This window comes from Pantoea sp. X-Soil-TKNS-1280 (genome assembly GCF_059730475.1).
On sequence record NZ_AP035966.1, the window covers coordinates 171,650 to 192,384 of the forward strand.

Consider the following 20,735-nt stretch of genomic DNA (forward strand, 5'->3'; position numbering starts at 1 on the left):
CTACAGGCATAATAATATGGAAAAGTCACAATGAAACTCTCTGAACTCACACCAAGAGAACGGCATAATTTTATCTACTTTATGCTGTTCTTTTTCTTCTACTACTTCATTATGTCGGCCTATTATCCCTTTTTCCCGGTCTGGCTGGCGGAAGTTAACCACTTAACCAAAACAGAAACGGGGATTGTTTTCTCCTCTATTTCGCTATTCGCGATTATATTCCAGCCGGTGTTTGGTCTGATTTCCGATAAGCTGGGATTACGCAAACACCTGCTGTGGACCATTACGGTCTTACTGATCCTGTTTGCCCCCTTCTTTATTTTTGTCCTGTCCCCTTTGCTCCAGATGAATATTATTATCGGCTCGCTGGCGGGCGGGATCTATCTGGGAATTGTCTTCTCCAGCGGATCCGGGGCGGTAGAAGCTTATATTGAGCGCGTCAGCCGCGCCAACCGTTTCGAATACGGTAGAGTTCGCGTTTCTGGCTGTATTGGCTGGGCATTGTGCGCTTCAATCACCGGGATATTGTTCGGTATCGACCCCAACATAACCTTCTGGATTGCCTCCGGTTTTGCACTGGTCCTTGGCGCATTGTTGTGGTTGTCCCGACCAGAAAGCAGTCACAGCGAGCAGGTTATCGACGCGCTGGGCGCTAACCGCCAGGCTTTTTCGATGCGTACCGCCACTGAACTGCTGCGGATGCCACGCTTCTGGGGCTTTATTATTTACGTCGTGGGCGTCGCCAGTGTCTATGACGTTTTTGACCAGCAGTTTGCCAACTTCTTTAAAGGCTTTTTCTCCAGCCCACAACGCGGGACCGAAGTTTTTGGTTTTGTCACCACGGGCGGGGAATTACTCAATGCACTGATTATGTTTTGTGCGCCCGCTATCGTTAACCGAATCGGTGCGAAAAACGCCCTGTTAACCGCCGGGATAATTATGTCCGTGCGTATTTTAGGATCGTCGTTTGCTACGTCGGCGGTGGAAGTGGTGATTTTAAAAATGCTGCATATGTTTGAAGTGCCGTTCCTGTTGGTTGGTACCTTTAAATACATCTCTTCGGCATTTAACCCGAAACTCTCGGCTACGTTATTCCTGATTGGTTTTAATTTATCGAAACAGCTTTCGGGGGTGGTGCTGTCGGCGTGGGTAGGACGGATGTATGACACCGTTGGTTTCCACCAGGCATACCTGATTCTGGGCAGTATCACGCTGTGTTTTACCGCGATGTCCCTCTTTACCCTGAAAGGGAGTAAAACACTGCTCCCGGCTACCGGGTATAACAGCGCCGCCTGACCAGCACTTAAGACTTGCCGAAGCCGCCCCTGATATATACAGTTAGACTGTATATATCAGGAGGGCGTATGACACAAACCAACAAACTTGCAGTATGTCGCTTTAACCATGAGGTGATTGAGGCCGGGGACCGTGAGGCATTTGATCAGCTTGTCGCCGCAAACTTTATCAATCGGTCTGCCGCTCCGGGGGCTCCCGACGATCGTGAAAGTCTGTGGCGGACGTTTGATCGACTGCTCCGTCCGGCATTTTCCGGACTCACTGTCACTATTGAAGAACAGGTGGCTGAACGTGATTGGGTGACCACCCGAAAACGTATCACTGGCATGCACAGCGGCACATTAATGGGCATCGCGCCCACCGGATTAACCGTGACCATAGAGGTGATTGATATGGTTCGCCTGGAAAACGGTCAGTACGTTGAGCATTGGGGAATGAACACATTGAGCAACGTTATTGCTCAACTCCAGCAAACACAAATCCCGTCTTAAAGCAGTTTACGTAGCGCCTCAAGGCCTTTTTTCAGGTCTTGCTGTGCCTGCTCATCCAGCTTTGACGTGATTTCATTAGCAATCCAGCTGGCACGCCTTGCGCGTGCAGCCATCAGTTGCTGGCTACCCGCTTCGCTGAGCACCATGAGCAACGCTCGTGAATCCAGCACATTTTTTTGCCGCAGCACATTGCCCTGTTGTTCCAGTTCATTAATGACCAGACGCATACTCTGGTGCTTAACGCCGCGCAAACGCGCCAGGTCAGCAATTGACAGCGGGCCGTGGGTTTCCAGAAGTTCCAGGGTTTCATGCTGGGAATTACGCACCGTATCGGTGGCAACGCGAACCAGACGCACAAAGGTGCTGACCACCTGGCGCAGTTCTTCAGCGAGAGTAAGTGGTGTGCCCAACAGATTTTCCTGCATGTGATTTATTCCAGGGGATATACGGTAAAGCAAGGCCGGACGTTTTTCAAAGCGATGACGCCATTGAGAATCAAATCACCGCTGTCCGGCAACGCTATCATCATTTCTACTTCATCCACGCGATTCTCGTAGTGTGTAATCAGCCATGATCGACCAGTCACGGTCTGCGCCTCCCGCCTCGACGGCTTTGCGCATCTGTCCATGCACGGCCGCCAGAGCAGGTAACGGTGCCGCCAAATTCTGTGCCGCCTCGCACGCCAGACGCAGATCTTTGAGTCCCAACTCAGCTCTAAAGCCCGGTTGGTATTTTCCTTCAGTGATAATCGCCGAATAGACCTGATACGAACGGCTACCAAACAGTGTGCCCAGCATCAGTTCAAAGAAGTCACTGCGTGGAACGTTATTGGCATCCGTCAATGCAACAGCTTCGGCCATCGATTCAATTGCCATCGCAATCATCATGTTACAGGCGATTTTGGCGGCATGCGCACCCGGTGGGTTATCTCCGAGCTGCCAGGTGCGCTTGCCGATTGCGTCCAGCAGCGGCTGCACACGTTGTAATGCCGCCGGATCGCCTGCCGCCAGGATATTCAGCTCGCCTTTTGCTGCCACATCGGGTCGGCCCAGAACCGGAGCAGCTACATAGGCGATCCCTGCCTGGCGATGGTGTTCGGCCAGCTCCTGTGAAAATGCCACCGAGATGGTCGAACTCACGACATGCACAACGCCCGGTTTCGCCTGTGCGAGTATGTTTCCTTCGAGGAGCACGCTGCGTATCGCCGCATCATCCGATAACATCGTCAGCACAGCGTCAGCCTGAAAAGCTTCGGCGGGAGAATCCACCATCTGTACTCCCGGCACATCTCCGCCGGAGCGGTTCCAGCATTTGACCTGATTGCCTGCCGCGACCAGGTTGATGGCCATTGCGCGCGCCATCGCCCCCAGACCAATAATTCCTATCTCCATGTCATAATCCTTCTATCTGAATGAGATGAAAAGTCGTGAAGTTAACAGCTTAGAAACTCTGTCACCGCCTGGTTGAGCGCAACCGGACATTCTTCCGGTAACCAGTGACCGCCGTCCGGCAATACCATTCCGGTTACATCGGTTGCAAAGCGCCGCATCATGTCAATTTGATATTGCCCCATTCCACCCTGCCCGCCGCCACCGATGGCGAGCGCGGGGATGCTTATCTTGCTCTTTGACAGTTCTTTATTATCAGCCACTCCCTGATTAAGGACGCGGTAGTATTCGAACGCGGCATTCAGCGAATGCGGTTTGGCATAAGACTTCGCATACAGATCAAGCCGTTCAGGCGTAAAGGCATCTTTGTTGCTCGCATGCTCTTTGATGAAATGCTCAAAGAACACGCGCTCATTTCCACTGATCAGAGTCTCGGCAAGTTGCTGACTGGCAGCGAAGAAGCTGAAATGCCAGACCAGCGATTCTCCCTGCGGAGTGAAAGCAGGGAACGAATAGATACTCTCATCAGGGATCGGGGCTTCCATGTAAACAACCCGACGGATACGGTCCTGATGCTGGACCAGCATCGGATATGTGTTCCAGATTCCGATATCGTGGGCCACCAGATCGAACTTTTGCCCCGCACTGAACTGCTCAGCCAGTTTGTATAGCAGGGGCGCGATGTCGGTGGCGCGATATGAATGCGGGACGCCGGACTGTCCCAGTCCCGGCAGATCGGGGGCCACGACCGTAAACCGTTTTGCCAGCTCAGGCATCAGTTGGTTCCACTCATACCAACTCTGACCAAAACCATGCACCAGATAGACCAGCGGGCCGGACCCACCCTTAACGTAGTGCAATTTAACGCCATTGATCGTCCGGTACCCGCTGGTAAAACCAACGGGTACCGGAAACTCTTCAGTTGCAGCGGCTTCGCTTGAGACAGGTGCGTTTAACAAAGGAGAAGACTGCATCGACAAACATCCTTAAAAGGTAAATTGGACAGAAATAGGGGTGCGAACAGACCTGATAACATATGTATCGATTGGTATATTAATAACGCCAAAGCAACCCCGTCAACACATATGTATCGTTTAGTATGTTAATGAGAAGGATTGAGGCCGGGGGAATTTGCGGTCTTAACCCGAAAATGCGCTTAGCACGTCCCGGGTTAGTGAACAGAAGTGGGGTTAAACAGAACCTTCTTTTTCGATCACCAGGACGCGGGCGGCTCCTTGTGGATGGGCTACATGCTCCGTCCCCTCACTGGCATAGAAAATATCACCGGTATGCAGCGTCTTACTTTTAACCTCGCCATTTTCTTTGTAGAGCATCTCGACGCAACCATCCATAACAGCAAAAACTTCCTGTCCATCGTTGATGTGCCACTTGTACGGTTGATCGGTCCAGTGAAGCTTCACGCTGGTGTTATCAAAACTGGCAACAGGTAACGATTCCCAGGCCTGAGAGCCAGTAAATTCTTTGCTGCAATAAAACTTCATTTTTTCCCCGACATAAAAATGGATTAGCTCCGTTCATGCAGAAGTACCAGACGGGATCGTCTGATTCAACACCTTCAACCTCTCTTGTCCGGATCTGTCACCGTTACGTCCGCATCCCGCCTCTGCGTCAACGTCCAGCCTGCCCCCGTGTCGGGGAGCAGGCTGTGCTGGGTCATTCCCTGGCGGGAAGAGGCCGGAACGCCTGCCTGATGTCCCAGACACTCTCCTTCTGGCCCACCGCAAGCGCAAACAACACCCCGCCCACGATAGAGAACAGGCCGAGCACGCTCCATGCCAGCGTCATATCGGTACCGCCACCCAGATGCTTCAGATATCCGGCCACCAGCGGACCGCCAAACTGCCCGATGAAATTGCTGCACGCCCCCACGAATGCCACCGCCGGCACCGCTTTTTTCGTCGGCAGGATTTCCGTCAGCCGGACATAGACCAGCGGCACCAGCATCTTCATGGTCAGGCCGACAAACATGAACAGGGCAATCTGCACCCAGTAGTAAGCAAGCGGAACAAAGGCTGCGGCCGACAGAGCCATTCCGCAAAAAACGGTAGGGATGGCCGCATGCAGCCGCCGTTCCTGGTTGTACTTATCGGAACGCCGGGTGATATACCAGATACCGATCATGGTCATCAGGAAGGGAATGCCGCTTATCAGGCCAACCATAAATTCACTGAGCGTGCCGTAACCTTTGAGGGCCGTCGGCAGCCAGAGCGTAAAGCCATACGCCAGCATGCTGTGCAGCGAATAACCGATTAGCATCAGCCAGAGCGCGGGTATTTTCAGGATGGTCCACCATGGGTCAGATTTATCTTTGACATAGCCCGACTGCTCCGCTGCCAGATCTTTCTGTATATGGTCCCGGTCTTCAGCGCTGAGCCAGCTTGCCGCCTGAATGCTTTTGGGCACCAGATAAAACCAGATGATGCAGAACAGCCACGCTGGCGCGCCTTCAATGATCATCATCATGCGCCAGTTATGGTGCGCAAGGATCCAGCCAGAGATCGGACCGGCAAGAAACGCGCCCGCACCGAGGCTGAGATTCCAGATGCCGAAAGCACGTCCGCGCTCCGGCTTCATAAACCACTGAGCCAGAAACATCGCCGTTGCGGCCTGAATCGGACCTTCCGCCAGCCCGAGAAAGAAGCGGATGGCGACCAGTTCGCTGAAGCTACGCGTCAGGCCGGTCAGCATGGCGCAGGCACCAAACAGAAACAGGCTGACGCCAATGATTCTTCTGGAACCAAAGCGCAGTGCCAGCCAGCCTGCGGTGAACTGCGTAGCGACATAGCCCCAGGCAAATGCACCGCCGAGCCAGCCAGCTGCAACCGGGTCAAGCCCCATTTCGGCGGTAATATGGGGCAGCGCCATGCCGATATTGACCCGGTCGAAAAAAGAGATGGTATACATAATAAAGACTGCAGGTAATATTATTGTCCAGCGTTTTGTTCCGATAAGTGCATTACCTTTAAGAGTATTTCCTCTCATGATAATTTCCTCGTTTGGAGCAGATGTAGGGGGAAGCTGAATTCAGATCCTTTTAAATATCAGTCATATATTTTTTATTTATTATTTAGAAACCAGGACAACATAATTATTTCCACAACGCCCCCCGACAACACAAAGAGGCGAAGCAAGGCGATATAACCGGCAGGACTTATTCCGCCAGCGAACGCATTTCTTTAATAAGGTCAGATTTGCCTTCAAAACCGATACCCGGCAGCTCTGGCATAATGATGTGGCCATCTTCGACCTTCACCGAATCCGGGAAACCACCATAGGGCTGGAACAGATCCGGATAGCTTTCGTTACCTCCCAGGCCGAGACCCGCTGCGATGTTGAGGGACATCTGGTGACCACCGTGAGGAATGCAGCGTGACGGTGACCAGCCGAACTGTTCCAGCACATCCAGAGTACGCAGGTACTCCACCAGACCGTACGAGAGCGCGCAGTCAAATTGCAGATAGTCACGATCCGGACGCATGCCACCATAACGCAGCAAATTGCGTGCATCCTGGTGAGAGAAAAGGTTTTCACCGGTCGCCATCGGACCCGGATAGAATTCTGACAACGCCGCCTGCAGGGAGAAATCCAGCGGATCGCCAACCTCTTCGTACCAGAACAGCGGATATTCACGCAGCATTTTGGCGTAAGCAATACCGGTTTCCAGATCGAAACGGCCATTGGCGTCTACCGCGAGGCGCGCTTCGCTACCAATTTCGTCCAGAACAGCCTCAATACGACGGCGGTCCTCTTCCAGCGACGCACCACCGATTTTCATTTTCACCACGTTATAACCACGGTTCAGATAACCACGCATTTCCTGACGGAGTGCGCTCAGGTCTTTGCCCGGATAATAGTAACCACCCGCCGCATAGACAAAAACGCGCGGATTAGCCTTTACGCCCTTCATTTCCGCCAGCAGGTGGAACAGCGGCTTGTCCGCGATTTTCGCGGTGGCATCCCATATAGCCATGTCCAGCGTACCGACTGCCACTGAGCGTTCCCCGTGGCCGCCGGGCTTTTCATTGCTCATCATCACGTCCCAGATTTTATGCGGATCCAGGTTGTCGCCTTTGGTATTCAGCAGGTTGCCCGGTTCGGCTTCCAGAATACGATTGCGGAAGCGTTCACGGATTAAACCGCCCTGACCGTAACGGCCATTGGAGTTAAATCCATACCCCACTACACGGCGTCCACCCACCTCAACATCAGTCACAACGGCAACCAGGCTCGTCGTCATTTTGCTGAAATCGATGTACGCATTACGGATAGGGGAAGCAATGGGTTGGGTAATTTCTACAACATCCAGGATACGCATGTTCTCTCCTGCGGTTCTCAGTTAATGGCCATCAAACTTAAGTGCCTGTGAAAGGGGTTATGTTATGCCAGATAATTATCGGCATAATGCACCAACGTAGTATTCGAGGACGTCGGAGTCCTGTCTGATGCAATCCTAAGCAGTCAGGGAATTCTGTTCTAATGCCAAAGAGGCAGGCTGTAATGCAAAATCGGCATCATCTGGAGTTAACATGGCTTGAGGACTGCGTTGCACTGGCGCAGTCACTGAATTTCTCCCGGGCAGCAGCTTCACGATATGTGACGCAGCCTGCATTCAGCCGCAGGATTGTTTCGCTTGAAGAGTGGCTGGGGACGCCGCTTTTTGAGCGGAACCGTCGCGGCGTCAGTCTGACGCGTGCGGGAGAAGTTTTCGTCACGCAGATCCCGGAACTTATCCGCGCGCTCTACACCCTGAGAAGCGAAGCCATCGAAGCGGCAGGAGAAACCCGACCAGACGTTATTTTTTCCGCTACGCATTCCCTGTCGTTTTCTTTTTTCCCGGCGCTGATGCGTAACAACGAAAAAATTGCTCGTTTTGGATCCTTCCGCCTGTTATCTGACACGCTGAGTGCCTGTGAACGGATGATTGCAAAAGGTGACGCTCAGTTTCTGCTTTGCTACCACCACCCTCACATGCACATTAACCTCGATGACGCGAAATACCTCAGCGTCCGGCTCGGACGTGAAACATTATTGCCTTACGCAAAATGCGATCCGGCAACCCGACAGCCGCTCTGGCATGCCTCCGGCGGGAAAAAATTCCCTTTCCTCTCCTATTCTGCGGAATCTGGCCTGGGCAGAATCCTTGCGAATATCTCACAGGTAAACCGAGCCAGGCGCGGGATGGATATCGCCTTCACCGCCGATCTGGCGGCCACATTGCTGGCAATGGTCAGAGCCGGGGACGGTATCGCATGGCTGCCGGGAACACTCGCTGGTCCGGATGTCGAAGCCGGGACGATTGCCGCTGCTGCGGGCAAAGAAAGCGCACTGTGGGTGCCAATAGATATCAGGCTTTTTCGGCCAGCAGCGAGAATGTCCAGGGCTGTTGAGGAGCTGTGGGAAATTTTTGTAGATGGTCAGGTTTAGCCTGAGCGAGGGTGTGCCGGGGCATGTTCCTTTAATGCACACCGCCCCTATAGGTATGCCCTATCAGCGTGATAGTTAGCACGATCACAATACCAGCATTTATTGTTAATATGCTAATGGTTACTATGGTTATCATTATTCCATCGAAAGCAATCATGCTTTCAACCATACAAACTAAGGAATAAGACCATGAAAACTATCAAAGCAATGACCATCGCCGCCGCAGCCGCTCTTTCTCTGATGTCAGCAGCAAGCTTCGCCCAGAGCATCTCTGTTACCGCCGATACTCTGGACGGTGCCGAAGCTCAGGTTGCCGCTCAGGCCGCACAGCATGGCGATCAGTATAAAATTACCGAAGCCAACACCAATAACCGTGTGCATATGACCGCAGAACTGTACAAATAACAGATGGTCGCAAAAGGAAGTGCCGGAAGAGGTCGCCCCACGGGGCGGCCTTTTTCGCATCTGAAGCCGTTTTAATGCTGTTCACACGCCAAAAATAACGTCTGCTTCAGGGAAATGTGTCTCTTCAACTTTCAGGCGAAAACGCCGCGCAAACTCCGGGTCATTGGCGCAGCGTTGTTTGAGCTGCATCATCCGCAGGTTCCGCTGGGCCATTTCATCCTGATACACCCTTTCGATCTGCCCCTGTATTTCCAGATCCTCGTTGGGTGAAGGTTTGGTGATTGCTTTCCACCGGTAAATCTCTGCACGCGACGCTTTTACCGGACCATCGTTTTGCGCTTCAAGTTTCGCCATAAGATTTTCGTAATTCTTACGGGCTAACGGCGGCATGGCATCACGACGAATGTCACGCTCCGTTTCCGATACCAATGCTTCGAGTAACATCTGCTCAGTGCTGATGGCAGACTTAAAGCCAGCCAGTGCCTTCTGCTTCGTACTGGCAACGTCAACGAAACGGTCCAGCGCGTTCACTCCGTCGGCAATTGCACTGAGGTGCTGGGAGAGGCTTTTGCGGGGTGCTGCTGACTGCGGTCTGGCTGGTCGGGTATAGTGTGGCGTCTCCACCATGACAGCCTTGACCTGGCTGATGGCCTGGTCGGGAGTGTTGAAAACCACTTTTGCCGGAATGCGCAACACCCTGTAGCCCTCGCCAACGGAAAATGCATCCCGGATGCGGTCACGCCCCTTCTGTTCCGGGGACGAGTGCCATGCAGCACCATCAATCTCAATCACCTGACGACCATTCGCCACAAAATCAAAGCGGTAGTTCCCTACGCTTACCTGCATTTCCAGCGTTAGTGTGGGGGATATTAATTTTCCGTTATCCGGTGTGAGATTAAACGCGGTGACCATCGCACGAAGGAACTGCTCTTCAGCGGGTGACTCACAGCCTGCGCAGAATTTACTGAGCCAGTCCTCATCGCCCGCTTTCACATCACGCCAGGTCGGCGCAGGGGGAACGCTAATGATCGAGGGAGCCTGCAGATCTTGATAGATAGTCCATATCAGCCAGCCAATGACCAGCAGCATAAATGGAAAGAAGAAGCAGACGGGCAACAGCACCGCAATAATCCCGATGCGACGCCAGATGGTCTTATTTTTATTATCCTGCACAACTACACCCCTGTTGTCGTAAATACATTTATCGTTGCTGATTTTTATGCCTCTGCAATGGGCATTTTGACACTTCAATAATATTCCCGCTGGCATTATCACAGACAACCGTTTGAACATGGAGAGTTTTATGGCTCAATAACATCCCCCACCCTGCTTACGAGGTTACACGTGCTTACCGGACTGAATCACATAACTATCGCCGTGAGTGATGTTGCAAGAAGCTTTAATTTTTACGTCAACACCCTCGGTTTTACGCCGAAGGCGAAATGGGCCAGAGGAGCCTATCTTTCTCTGGGGGATCTGTGGCTGTGCCTTTCTGCTGATACCGTCGCGCTCAGAGAGGATTACACTCACTACGCATTCAGTATCCGGAGTGGAGATTTCGATGAGTTTGCGCAGCATCTGAAATCATCGGGTGTCAGGGAGTGGAAAACAAATAAAAGCGAAGGGAAATCGATCTATTTTTTGGATCCGGATGGACACAAGCTGGAAGTTCATGACGGGGATTTGGATAGCCGACTCAGCGCCTGCACGGCTCATCCGTATGAGGGAATGGAATTTTTCTAGTCTGACGGGCTGGGCGTAACAACAAAAACATAATGGCTAACAGGGGAAGATCAGTGGTCAAGCTGTGACAGCTGTTCTTCGGTCAGACCGGTCATTCTCTTGACGGTGCTGCGGTCCATACCGTTCAGCAATAAATTACGGGCAACTTCAAGTTTGCCCTTCTCGATGCCCTTCTGTTCAAGCTGTTCCGCGATAGTCATCAGTTAGTCCTTGTGTTTCGGCACTGGCCGTGTCCGTTCGCCTGTATATTCCATGAATACTTCCGATAGTGAGGCAGGATATGGATTAGTGCTTAATCTGCGACAGCTGTTCTTCGGTCAGACCAGTCATTCTCATGACGGTGCTGCGGTCCATACCGTCCAGCAACATATTACGGGCAACTTTCTCGATTCCGCGTTGTTCACCGAGCTGAATGCCCTTCTGTTTAAGCTGTTCCGCGATAGTCATCAGTTCGTCCTCGTGTTTAGGCACTCGCCGTGCCAATTTACGTACAAAGGCTTCTGCGTTTGAAGTTTCGCCTGCCTGCGCAATGTAGTTTATCACCGAAACAAACTGCTGTCCTGTCATGGGTTCCGTCTGCAAAAGCGTAGCCAGATTATCCAGCAGCTCGGCCAGATCGCGCCGGTGAATGTGTTTCTGTATCAAAGTCAGGGCCGCCATACTGCGGTGTCCCATGATTTCAGCATCAGGAATGACGGTGACATCAACCAGCGGGAAACCCTTGTTGTAGAGGTTCTCTGCAAGCACCGGGTCACTAAATTCATCCAGCCAGCGGGTTGAATACGGATAAGGGCTGCGCTTACCGGTGTAAAACAATACCGGTATCACCAGCGGAAGCTTTTTATGCCCGGCGTCCAGGTGGCGTTGCATGGCTGCCACAGCATAGCGAAGAAGCCTGAAGGCCATATGTTTGTCCGGGGAAGACTGATGCTCGATAAGCACATGCACATAACCATCATTACCGGTTGTGGTCTTCAGGCTGTAAACGACGTCACTAAAGTAGGGACGCAGGTTTTCCTCAACAAAACTTCCTGACTCCAGTTTAAGGGTTTTGAAGTCGCAAACCGCCTGCAGCCCGGCCGGAAGGTGAAGCTGCATAAAATCCCGGGCGGTCTCGGGATGCGTCAGAAACTGCTTAAATACAAGGTCATGCGGGGTTGGGGTGGCTTTTTTCCCTCTCCTGGCTTTCCTGTACGACATGTCCTTCTCCTTGATTGGGATGCTGCTCACCTGCTATTAACAAAACTCTGCTATACATCTGATCTGATGGGAGTTTCAATAAATGACATTGAATCGCAGAATTTTGATAGATTACTGGCTATCCATACAGCAGTCTGTGCGCAATCTCGGTACTTCGGCCCCGAGATCCGATATCAATACCCTCATCTATTGCCCACCTCAGCGTTTCGTTTGCCTTATAAAGTCGGTTTTCTGGTCAGGTAGATAACGAACATCGGACAAAAAATCAGCACTAACCGGCACACCCTGGTGCGTTGATATGCCATGTTGACTGGATACTGATGAGACAGAGAGGACGACGTAATGATCACCTTATGCAAAGCCTGCGGCACATCCTATGCGTTCACCGGCACTCCCCCGAGACAGTGTAAAATCTGCGAAGATGCACGGCAGTTTGTGCCTGCAACCGGGCAGCAATGGGTCGATTTACCCACCCTACTTGCCTCACATACAAATAAGTGGCAACAACATGAAGCCAGTCTCTTTAGCATCACCACCGTGCCTGATTTCGCGATTGGTCAACGCGCGTTCCTGCTAAGAACAGCGGAAGGGAATATTCTGTGGGATTGCATCGCCACTCTCGACAACGCCACGAAAACGTTAATTTCCGCACTGGGTGGGCTCAAAGCCATCGCCATATCACATCCGCATTTCTATACCACCATGCAGGAATGGGCAGCTGAATTTGATGCCCCGGTTTACCTGCACGCCAGCGATCGTCAGTGGATCATGCGCGACAGCCCCTATATCAGGCTTTGGGAAGGCGAGGCGATTAAACTAACTGCTGGCGTTACTGTTATGCATCTTGGTGGGCACTTCGCAGGCAGCTGCGTGCTGCACTGGGAACAGGATGAAGGGATACTGCTTGGCGGGGACACTGTTCAGGTCACACCTGGCGCGAATGCCGTCTCCTTTCTGTGGAGCTATCCCAACATGCTACCGTTACCGGCAGCGACGGTCCGGGATATTACGCAGCGCCTGAGTACCGTGAAGTTTGCGAAACTATATGGTGCGTTTGAAGGAAGGAATATCACGGAAAATGCGGGGGAGATCGTACGCCGTTCAGGTGAAAAATATATCGCCTGTATGAGGATGTAATGCGGACATCTGGGTAGCTTAAAAGCTACCCAGTGCTTATCACTACGCGGGAAATCAGGCTCGCGGATTAGTGGTTATGGTCTCTGAGGAAAACCGTCAAAACGTCTTTGGGAGGCGTTACTCCACACTCTGATAGTAACCAGCCCACCGCACCGCGATGATATGTCCCGTGGAACAAAACATGATTAAGCATATCCTCAGCCTTCATTTCACCCTCCCCGCCGTCTACGAACTGGAATTTTATCGTAGTGGCGAGATCCTCGGCAGTCATGGCGTTAACCGCCTCGATATACCAATCCGTGCATGCGGCCATTTTATCGAGCAGCTCATCAGCAGAAGGAGTATCCGGCGTATTCAGCGCAGTGTACCCATGTTGCTGCCCTGTCAGGTTGGCCCTGAAAATCATGTCTACGACATAAATATGGTTCATCAGCCGGAGCGTCAGGTGTCGTTTTTCTGCTTTCGCAGAGGTGTCTACTTCTTTAATTGCCTTTAAAGTTTCGAGGTCAATCCAGCGCTTATATTTAAGCAATGTAACGATCGTTGGCGTGCTCATGGTCTGTCCCTGGCATTTTACATTGTGTCATCATATCAATAGCATGCAGAATTGGTACGTTGAATTACACTCCGTTAACAAATACCTTGTGGTATGAGTGCCGCACGATAAATCTGACTTACACTATATGCCCAGGAGGGAGTGGCGAAGGTTCTTTGATAACCTGAATGGCAAAGGTACTTCGGATGTCACGTACACCCGGTAACGGCAGTAACACCGTGGTGTGGAAAATCTCGTAGGCTTTCAAATCAGGCACTACCACATGTAATAGAAAATATGGCCGTTTTCTTGCTAGAAACATCCGCTTTCAACGCATTCAGCAACTCTTTTTCAGCGTCATTCTTATCGGCTTTGCTGTACGCCTGATGATGAGCCATGTCTAATACTGACTCCATTAATCCCTAACATTTTTCGCCGAAATGCCGATAACCTTGCACGGCTTGGTTTCAGGCCGAGATGAGTTTCCTTTTTCTTTGTATCGAACAGGAGCACACCATGGATGTTTCGCAAATTACTTCACTGGCTTCCGGTCTTGATAATCTGGATCTTAAAAGCCAGGTGAACACCCTCGTACTGAAGAAAGCGTTAGATAACCAACAGTCCTCTGCAGCCAGTATTCTCGCATCCATTCCACAACTGCCATCCAACCCGGCAATCGGACGGAATATCAATACCACCGCTTGAGCAGCTGCCTGACCGGGATTGATATGCTGGTTTACTCGCGGATGTCATAGCCGGCTCTTGTAACGGGGAGTGAGAATCTCCCCGCTTTGCGGTGATGGAATGGTGGATGGTAATTTTATGGTTTCAAAGAGAAGAGAACTGCTTACGAGATAACGCGTAGTTTCACATTCCGCTTATAGTGCTTTCTCAGGTGTAGAAGTTGTCTGTTCGCCCTGAAAGAGATGACCGTTTGTATCAAAAAGACGTTGGGGAGGTAATCGGGAGGGATAACAGAAAAGAATCGAGACAGGTGATCAGTCTGGTGAGGCTGAGGATTGCCTTAGAATTAATTCAGACATATTAGGTAATGGTAAAGATGAGATTTCAGTGATGAAAGTTACTGCGTCTGGTGGTGATTTTGAGTGCATTTAAATGACATATTCAAAGTTTAAATAATTTAACCTGCCATCCCATTTTCAAGATGACAGGTTGATTAATTACCCACTCCAAACTTAGGCAGCTAAGACATCTCTTTGTAAAAAGCCATTTAACGTCAAGTAAAAGAGATTTCTTCTCTTTTCAAAAAATGTATATGTGAGTTGTGATTTATATTCTTTCAACTTTTTCATGGTAATGAATAGAGAGTGACAAATTTTCTCATCATCCCACCCACGAAGAATCAACAGAAAAACTCGCATTCTGGCACTATCATCTTTTTCTTTGAACGGCTTTACTTTCTTAAAAACCTTTTCCCCGTTGAAGAAGTCAAAAACATCAAGACTTCGTACATCAAGAGCAACAAAGGAAACATCGCAAATCGACTGGAGAATAAAAACCTCCAGTTCATTGTTAAAAAGCAATACGATATTCCTCGATCGGGAGTTAATTTCGCCTCGGCTCAACGCCAATAAGAAATGATGAATATCATATACAAAATAGTTCATCTTATTGTACGGCATTTGAAGAGATAAATTCTCTATCGCATATTCGATGAATTTATTTTGCAACTGCGTGATAAGTCTGTCGCTTTTTATCACATTAGCTCCATAGAATAAGTTAGAGGAAATTAATAAGCGCCGTCGCGTTTCAGCACTACGCCAACCGTTTTGAATAAAATCGCAATGTCATTCCACAAAGACCAGTTTTTGACATACCAGGAATCGAAGTAAACACGGGTTTCATAATCAACATCGTTACGACCGCTAACCTGCCACAGTCCCGTCATGCCAGGTTTCGCCATCAGGTAATAATCGACATCACCAGCGTAGCGACTCAGTTCATCTTCGATGACAGGGCGCGGCCCAACCAGGCTCATATCGCCACGAACCACATTCCACAACTGTGGCAACTCATCCAGGCTGGTTTTGCGGATAAAGTGACCAACTTTGGTAATGCGAGGGTCGTTTTTCAATTTGAAATCTTTGTCCCACTCAGCTCGTGCCACAGGATCAGTACGCAGTACCTCTTCCAGTACTTCTTTGGAGTTAATCACCATTGAGCGGAATTTGAGACATTTAAACTTACGGCCATTGAGACCAACGCGTTCATGGCCGTAAATCGGGTTGCCACCATCACGGCTGACAAGATAGCCAAGAATCAATAGAGCTGGGGACAGCGCGATGATAATGCTAAGCGCGCCAACAATATCAAACGCACGCTTCAGGAAGCGCGAGGTACGTTTCGCAAGATTGTTGTTAACGCGTAAAATCATCACTTCATGGCTGAAAATATAGGCCATATCGGTGCCATAGAGTGGCACACCACGCAATGTAGGAATGACAGAAACCGAGCGGCAATTATGTCGTGCCAAGGTTTTGAGCCAATTATCACGATACTGACTTTGTTCAGACTCAACTGCGACAATAAACTGAGTTTCAGGATTGGTCAGTAACCAAAGGTCTTGTTCATTACGTAATACTGGAATACCGGCGATGCTTGCTTGCGGGCATTTACCGTCAACATCATAATAAGCAACAACATCATATCCCATCACTTCTTCGCTTTGCAGAGCCTTCCAGGCTTCCTGGGCGTTCTTACTGCTGCCAATGATAACAGTCTGTTTTTTCCACATGCCAAAATGGTTCAGCAAGCGACGTGCAATGGCTCGCCCAATAGGAATCACGATTAAAGCCAGCAACCAGGTAAGAGCCCAGACAAAACGCGACATCTGCCACTGTGACAACGCAGTAATAGCCAGGTCGATAACAGAGAAAATAAGAACAGTTCGGATAATTTCCTTAAGTTCGAACCAGAAAGGTTTGCGATAGGTAAAATGACGCAGGCGAACCCAGAACCAACCGACACAAATTACCGAAAGACAAATATGTGTAATGATTTTCAAATTGAGATCTTTGGCAGAAATATCGGCAAGCGGTGAGTGTGAAAGTGATTCAATCAGCGCCAGCGCAACAAATAGTGCGGCATTGAAAAAAATCAAGTCCGAAAAAGCCAGAGAAATCTTCGTAAGAAGATTTTTATAGGTAAAGTCTGAGGTGATGTGTATGCGTTGCTGTAGTGTATTCATATGAATAGACCCGATCAGAAAAACCGTTAATGTTTAACTAAGTATGATAAGTTTTGTAATAAAGTAATAATCTAAAACAATTCTGGTGCGCTTGTGATTCACACTTTTTCTGACTTCAGCCTCAGCTTGCTAAAAATAAATCGGCGAGAAGTTTTCGACATTGCAATAAGGCATAAGAAATAAAATGAGAAGTTACAAATAAACACCCATGATAGACTCACAATCCCATTAATACTAGATTCAGAGTAAGTATGACTAATGAATCTCATGAAAATAAACATCGCACCAACAGCAATAAATATGGGGTATATCTTTAAAAAAAGGTTTACAAAACTACCACCCATAATCTTCAACATATAGTACATCAAAGGGAAGAAGTTAATGATGTTTGCAATTAGATAAAACATAGCGAAAGTAGTAATATCATATCTAACACCAAGTATAAAAGCAGTCCCCTGCAAAATCGCTGCAAGTATTCCTAACCTGAGTAGAAGATCAGTCCTTCCTTTGGACATAAACACTGCTCCAGATGTACTCAGAACAGATTGCAAGATTGCAGTTGGTGCTAACCATTTTAATATCTCGGCAGTTTTTAACCACTGATCACCAAAAACGACTCGTATTAACGGGAAACTATAATATCCAATAATGGTCATCATAGGAGCGGTAATCACCAGAATAATGAACACAGTATTTAGATATGTTTTCTCAACTTTTTCGTTATCATCCTGATGTTGGCTTAAAATAGGATAAAGGGAACGTGTTGCGACAAATGTCAGACATAATAAAGGGAATAACATAATACGGTAAGCTAGATTATATTGCCCTAAAATGGTTGCCGACATGTACTTCCCAACAATAAAACTATCTGCATTGCGTGAAAAATAGTTTATTAAGTTGAATAATGAAAGATTAGTGCTGAATGAAAAAATCTCTTTGATATCACTCCAACGAATAAACTTACTTAAAGATGGTCTCCAGTCAGATACAACCCAAAACTGGATCGCAGACATCAAGTTTAACGTAATAGCTTGCGCAACAAGGCTATATACCCCAAAACCAAGGTGTGCCATAACTACTGCGACAATGACTGATGTTATTGCAGATGTGACTTCAATTTTTGAGGTTGTTTTAAATCTGGATTCACGCTCAAGTAAAGCCAAATGTGTGGCAGCGCAGCTTGATAGAGGGAAAGACAAACCAAGTAACATTAATACTAACTGAAGTTCAGGGTGCCCATATAGTAACGATAATGGTTTTGCGAGGATTGCGATGACGCAACATAGGGACACCCCCATGGCAACATTTAGCCAGAAAATGGAATTGATCAAATCGTTGCTCAACTTCTTCTTCTGAATAATTGCAGCCGCTGTTCCCAAATCACGCAGTAAAATGCCAAGGTTGATCACTACTACAGCCATGGCCATTAAACCATACTGTGCAGGTGGGATTATCTTAGCAAGATAAATAAGATTTACTGCCTGAACGAATATTTTAAAAAATTGAGATAAGGCGTTCCACTTTAGATTAGACAACAGACTCATCGAGATATCACCCTGTTTAGCGACACATTAATTGATGATGATTTGTGAAATAATGAAATATTATTATTTTCATAAAATAAGCATGACTCATTAAAAACTTATAACACTGTATCAGTGTTGCTAACACAGTAACACAGACACCATTAATAAATAGAAAAAATCGTTATCTCCATACGGCACAGGAAAAAGAAATTAATACTAGCATTATTTAACCCTCAGGTCTGTATAACTCCCTCAGCACAACTATCAGTCTGCATTGACGGTGTACGTCTATTTTAAAAACCCAGGGAAGTACAATAAGGCAGAAACAAGCATAACATTGCCTCATTGATAATTAATTTCTAACCCCAAGCATTCTGTTATAAAGTCGTTTTACTGAAGATAGTTTATTGTATGTGTCGTTTTTCTGTGATGAAAGGCAACCCATAGTCCCCGCAATTTGTATGCCAGCAACGATTTTTTTATTTTTTAAAAAATTCAGTCTATCGAAGAAATCAGAATCAACATCGTGAAGTTTGAAATCACTGCTAAATACATCCATTTCAAGAGACCGAAATTTGGTTATTAACGAACGATAAATAACCAGCCCAACGCCAATAGATTTCACCCGATCGTATTGGTTGACTATCAGACCGTCATTACTCATCGAAACAGATTCATTTATCACAGGGTAGTGAATTTCACCATGATTTCTGTCACTGATATGCGGTATTTGCAAATCAATATCATTAGTATGATACATATCCAATTTTTTCAGATAGTCCTTACTCAGCTTACAATCATCGTCCAGAATGATAAAACGTTCATAATCATTACTTTCCTTAACAATGCTATTGTAAACACCACCTAATGGAGCACCATCTAAAACTTCCTTGATATAAATATCACTAACAAAAAAACCCAGCGTATGAATAAATTCCTTGTCGAACGCCAAAGACTTAGGACCGACATTAATAATCAGCAAATCCGTCTCAGTGTATTCTTTGTTCATCAGGCAGTTTAGTGTTAGCGAGTCTTTATAGGTTTTATCATACAAAACCACAACTAACATTGTTTTGCACATATGTGAGCCTTTAAGCATTGAGATTAAAAAATCAGGAAATGTTCTACCCTTCCAAAGTTTGGTACAGAGCAGTTATAGTTTTACGATCAGGAGTAGCTTACTTCTTTACTCAGCTTAAATGCCTTCCATTTGCTTTCGATATAGCAATCCAACTCACTGTGGAAACGTTCTGCGGAGAAGCGCATAGCATTAGCACGGCAGTCGACGGGGAGTATCTCATCACGCACCAGATCAAATTTCTCTACGGCATCGACAATGGATTCAGCTGATTGCTCATAGAAAAACAAGCCACTCGGACGTTCTTCACCATAAGGACGAATGGTTTCCAGCGCACCTCCCTTGCCGAAGGCAATCACCGGGGTGCCGCATGCCTGTGCCTCAACAGGAGTAATGCCAAAATCTTCTTCAGCCGCAAAGACAAATGCTTTGGCACGTTGCATATGGTCTTGCATCACATCATTAGGTTGATAGCCGAGGATTTCTACATTCGGCGTCGCCTTCGATTTGATTTTTGCCATTTCTGAACCATCCCCGATCACCACCAGTTTCTTATCTGGCATACGGCTGAAGGCTTCCACAATCAGATCGATGCGCTTGTACGGCACCATACGTGAGGCAGTGAAATAGAAATCTTCCTTCTGCTCACGCAAGGTGAAGCGGTCAACATCTACGGGTGGATAGATGACATCAGCTTCTCTGCCGTACACCTTTTTGATACGACGGGCAATAAAGTGGGAGTTAGCAATAAAGTAATCAACACCATTAGCGGTGCGATAATCCCACATGCGAATGTTATGCAACATCCAGCGTGCCAGCTTACCCTTCAGGCCTTTATCCATCCCGGACTCACGCAAGTATTGATGCTGGAAATCCCATGCATAACGAATGGGAGAGTGAACATAGCTGATATGCAGCTGATCCGGGCCAGTTAACACCCCTTTTGCCACCGCATGGCTGCTGGATAACACAATATCGTGCTTGGTTACATCCAGCTGCTCAATAGCAAGCGGCATTAAAGGTAAATAGGTTTGATATTTCTTTTTAGCTCCCGGCAGGCGCTGGATAAATGAGGTTGTGGCTTTCTTATCATGAAAAAGATGACGGGAGTCATCGGATAAAAAATCCACTACCGAATAAATTTCCGATGCAGGGAACAGTTCAATAAATTCAGCGATCACTCTCTCTGCCCCGGCGAATCCCACTAACCAGTCGGCAACAATTCCTACACTTAAATTTCGTGACATTATTAAACCCTCTCTAGCCCTGCACGAGACGAAAGA

Annotated in this window: 23 protein-coding genes and 1 pseudogene; 7 read left to right on the forward strand and 17 right to left on the reverse strand. The window is 48.3% G+C overall.

All coding sequences use genetic code 11. The features are described 5' to 3' along the window. The first annotated feature begins 30 nt into the window (after positions 1-30). Together AC6I8X_RS28025 and AC6I8X_RS28030 are read left to right on the forward strand one after the other, a co-directional pair. A complete protein-coding gene (locus AC6I8X_RS28025) occupies positions 31-1,296 on the forward strand; it encodes an MFS transporter (protein ID WP_497841982.1) in 1,266 nt (421 codons plus the stop codon). 68 nt (positions 1,297-1,364) lie between these two features. Next, the gene (locus AC6I8X_RS28030; protein WP_416414081.1) at positions 1,365-1,787 is read left to right on the forward strand and encodes an ester cyclase; all 423 of its coding nucleotides are present in this window, start codon (positions 1,365-1,367) and stop codon (positions 1,785-1,787) included. Here the strand turns inward: AC6I8X_RS28030 and AC6I8X_RS28035 are convergent. The 6 genes from AC6I8X_RS28035 to AC6I8X_RS28060 all read right to left on the reverse strand — a co-directional run bounded on the left by AC6I8X_RS28035 (position 1,784) and on the right by AC6I8X_RS28060 (position 7,511). After that, positions 1,784-2,212, reverse strand: a complete 429-nt coding sequence (locus AC6I8X_RS28035; protein ID WP_313683244.1) for a MarR family winged helix-turn-helix transcriptional regulator — start codon at positions 2,210-2,212, stop codon at positions 1,784-1,786. The genes AC6I8X_RS28030 and AC6I8X_RS28035 overlap by 4 nt on opposite strands. A gap of 111 nt (positions 2,213-2,323) precedes the next feature. Beyond that, a complete protein-coding gene (locus tag AC6I8X_RS28040; protein WP_299456704.1) occupies positions 2,324-3,178 on the reverse strand; it encodes an NAD(P)-dependent oxidoreductase in 855 nt (284 codons plus the stop codon). 41 nt (positions 3,179-3,219) lie between these two features. Beyond that, entirely contained in the window at positions 3,220-4,149 is a 930-nt protein-coding gene (locus AC6I8X_RS28045; RefSeq protein ID WP_313683242.1) for an alpha/beta fold hydrolase, read from the reverse strand. A 216-nt stretch (positions 4,150-4,365) separates the two neighbouring features. Continuing rightward, positions 4,366-4,677: a cupin domain-containing protein gene (locus AC6I8X_RS28050; RefSeq protein ID WP_299456708.1), complete on the reverse strand. Its 312-nt coding sequence runs from the start codon at positions 4,675-4,677 to the stop codon at positions 4,366-4,368. A gap of 172 nt (positions 4,678-4,849) precedes the next feature. Next, on the reverse strand, positions 4,850-6,178 hold the full coding sequence (locus tag AC6I8X_RS28055; RefSeq protein ID WP_416414085.1) for an MFS transporter: 1,329 nt from the start codon (positions 6,176-6,178) through the stop codon (positions 4,850-4,852). Between the two features lie 169 nt (positions 6,179-6,347). Further along, positions 6,348-7,511 carry a mandelate racemase/muconate lactonizing enzyme family protein gene (locus AC6I8X_RS28060; protein ID WP_497841983.1) on the reverse strand — a complete coding sequence of 388 codons (1,164 nt, stop codon included), beginning with the start codon at positions 7,509-7,511 and terminating at the stop codon, positions 6,348-6,350. Positions 7,512-7,693: 182 nt separating this feature from the next. Between AC6I8X_RS28060 and AC6I8X_RS28065 the strand changes: the two genes are divergently transcribed. Next, entirely contained in the window at positions 7,694-8,620 is a 927-nt protein-coding gene (locus AC6I8X_RS28065; RefSeq protein WP_313683239.1) for a LysR family transcriptional regulator, read from the forward strand. Between the two features lie 189 nt (positions 8,621-8,809). Next, complete coding sequence (locus AC6I8X_RS28070; protein WP_084872098.1) at positions 8,810-9,025, forward strand: YdgH/BhsA/McbA-like domain containing protein; 216 nt, start codon at positions 8,810-8,812, stop codon at positions 9,023-9,025. An 81-nt stretch (positions 9,026-9,106) separates the two neighbouring features. Here AC6I8X_RS28070 and AC6I8X_RS28075 read toward each other — a convergent pair whose 3' ends face one another. Then, complete coding sequence (locus AC6I8X_RS28075) at positions 9,107-10,198, reverse strand: endonuclease domain-containing protein (RefSeq protein ID WP_497841984.1); 1,092 nt, start codon at positions 10,196-10,198, stop codon at positions 9,107-9,109. Positions 10,199-10,369: 171 nt separating this feature from the next. Here AC6I8X_RS28075 and fos point away from each other — a divergent pair, with 171 nt between their 5' ends. Then, positions 10,370-10,768 (forward strand): fosfomycin resistance glutathione transferase, encoded by a 399-nt coding sequence (gene fos, locus AC6I8X_RS28080; protein ID WP_299456717.1) that lies wholly within the window; start codon positions 10,370-10,372, stop codon positions 10,766-10,768. Positions 10,769-10,818: 50 nt separating this feature from the next. Here the strand turns inward: fos and AC6I8X_RS28085 are convergent, their stop codons facing one another. Next, positions 10,819-10,968: an Rpn/YhgA-type helix-turn-helix domain-containing protein gene (locus tag AC6I8X_RS28085; protein ID WP_497841985.1), complete on the reverse strand. Its 150-nt coding sequence runs from the start codon at positions 10,966-10,968 to the stop codon at positions 10,819-10,821. Between the two features lie 85 nt (positions 10,969-11,053). Next, the gene (locus AC6I8X_RS28090; protein ID WP_416414158.1) at positions 11,054-11,968 is read right to left on the reverse strand and encodes an Rpn family recombination-promoting nuclease/putative transposase; all 915 of its coding nucleotides are present in this window, start codon (positions 11,966-11,968) and stop codon (positions 11,054-11,056) included. 342 nt (positions 11,969-12,310) lie between these two features. On the opposite strand from AC6I8X_RS28090, the gene AC6I8X_RS28095 reads away from it, so the two are divergent. Continuing rightward, a complete protein-coding gene (locus AC6I8X_RS28095) occupies positions 12,311-13,105 on the forward strand; it encodes an MBL fold metallo-hydrolase (protein WP_416414090.1) in 795 nt (264 codons plus the stop codon). Between the two features lie 67 nt (positions 13,106-13,172). Here AC6I8X_RS28095 and AC6I8X_RS28100 read toward each other — a convergent pair whose 3' ends face one another. From AC6I8X_RS28100 to AC6I8X_RS28110, 3 genes and pseudogenes are all read right to left on the reverse strand, one after another. Further along, complete coding sequence (locus tag AC6I8X_RS28100) at positions 13,173-13,661, reverse strand: DinB family protein (RefSeq protein ID WP_416414091.1); 489 nt, start codon at positions 13,659-13,661, stop codon at positions 13,173-13,175. 118 nt (positions 13,662-13,779) lie between these two features. Next, positions 13,780-13,935 (reverse strand): annotated as a pseudogene (locus tag AC6I8X_RS28105) (Lrp/AsnC ligand binding domain-containing protein); the annotation flags it as partial. Next, entirely contained in the window at positions 13,910-14,038 is a 129-nt protein-coding gene (locus AC6I8X_RS28110) for a hypothetical protein (protein ID WP_497842027.1), read from the reverse strand. The gene AC6I8X_RS28110 and the pseudogene AC6I8X_RS28105, both read right to left, overlap by 26 nt. Positions 14,039-14,156: 118 nt before the next feature. Here AC6I8X_RS28110 and AC6I8X_RS28115 point away from each other — a divergent pair, with 118 nt between their 5' ends. Continuing rightward, positions 14,157-14,345 carry a YjfB family protein gene (locus tag AC6I8X_RS28115; RefSeq protein WP_497841986.1) on the forward strand — a complete coding sequence of 63 codons (189 nt, stop codon included), beginning with the start codon at positions 14,157-14,159 and terminating at the stop codon, positions 14,343-14,345. 491 nt (positions 14,346-14,836) lie between these two features. Here AC6I8X_RS28115 and AC6I8X_RS28120 read toward each other — a convergent pair whose 3' ends face one another. The 5 genes from AC6I8X_RS28120 to AC6I8X_RS28140 all read right to left on the reverse strand — a co-directional run bounded on the left by AC6I8X_RS28120 (position 14,837) and on the right by AC6I8X_RS28140 (position 20,699). Beyond that, a complete protein-coding gene (locus AC6I8X_RS28120; protein WP_497841987.1) occupies positions 14,837-15,361 on the reverse strand; it encodes a hypothetical protein in 525 nt (174 codons plus the stop codon). 29 nt (positions 15,362-15,390) lie between these two features. After that, entirely contained in the window at positions 15,391-16,848 is a 1,458-nt protein-coding gene (gene wbaP / locus AC6I8X_RS28125) for an undecaprenyl-phosphate galactose phosphotransferase WbaP (RefSeq protein WP_497841988.1), read from the reverse strand. A gap of 98 nt (positions 16,849-16,946) precedes the next feature. Beyond that, positions 16,947-18,392 (reverse strand): lipopolysaccharide biosynthesis protein, encoded by a 1,446-nt coding sequence (locus AC6I8X_RS28130; RefSeq protein ID WP_497841989.1) that lies wholly within the window; start codon positions 18,390-18,392, stop codon positions 16,947-16,949. A 334-nt stretch (positions 18,393-18,726) separates the two neighbouring features. Beyond that, positions 18,727-19,443, reverse strand: coding sequence for a hypothetical protein (locus tag AC6I8X_RS28135; protein ID WP_497841990.1), 717 nt, complete (start codon positions 19,441-19,443; stop codon positions 18,727-18,729). Between the two features lie 98 nt (positions 19,444-19,541). Then, complete coding sequence (locus tag AC6I8X_RS28140; RefSeq protein WP_497841991.1) at positions 19,542-20,699, reverse strand: glycosyltransferase family 4 protein; 1,158 nt, start codon at positions 20,697-20,699, stop codon at positions 19,542-19,544. Between the last annotated feature and the right edge of the window lie 36 nt (positions 20,700-20,735).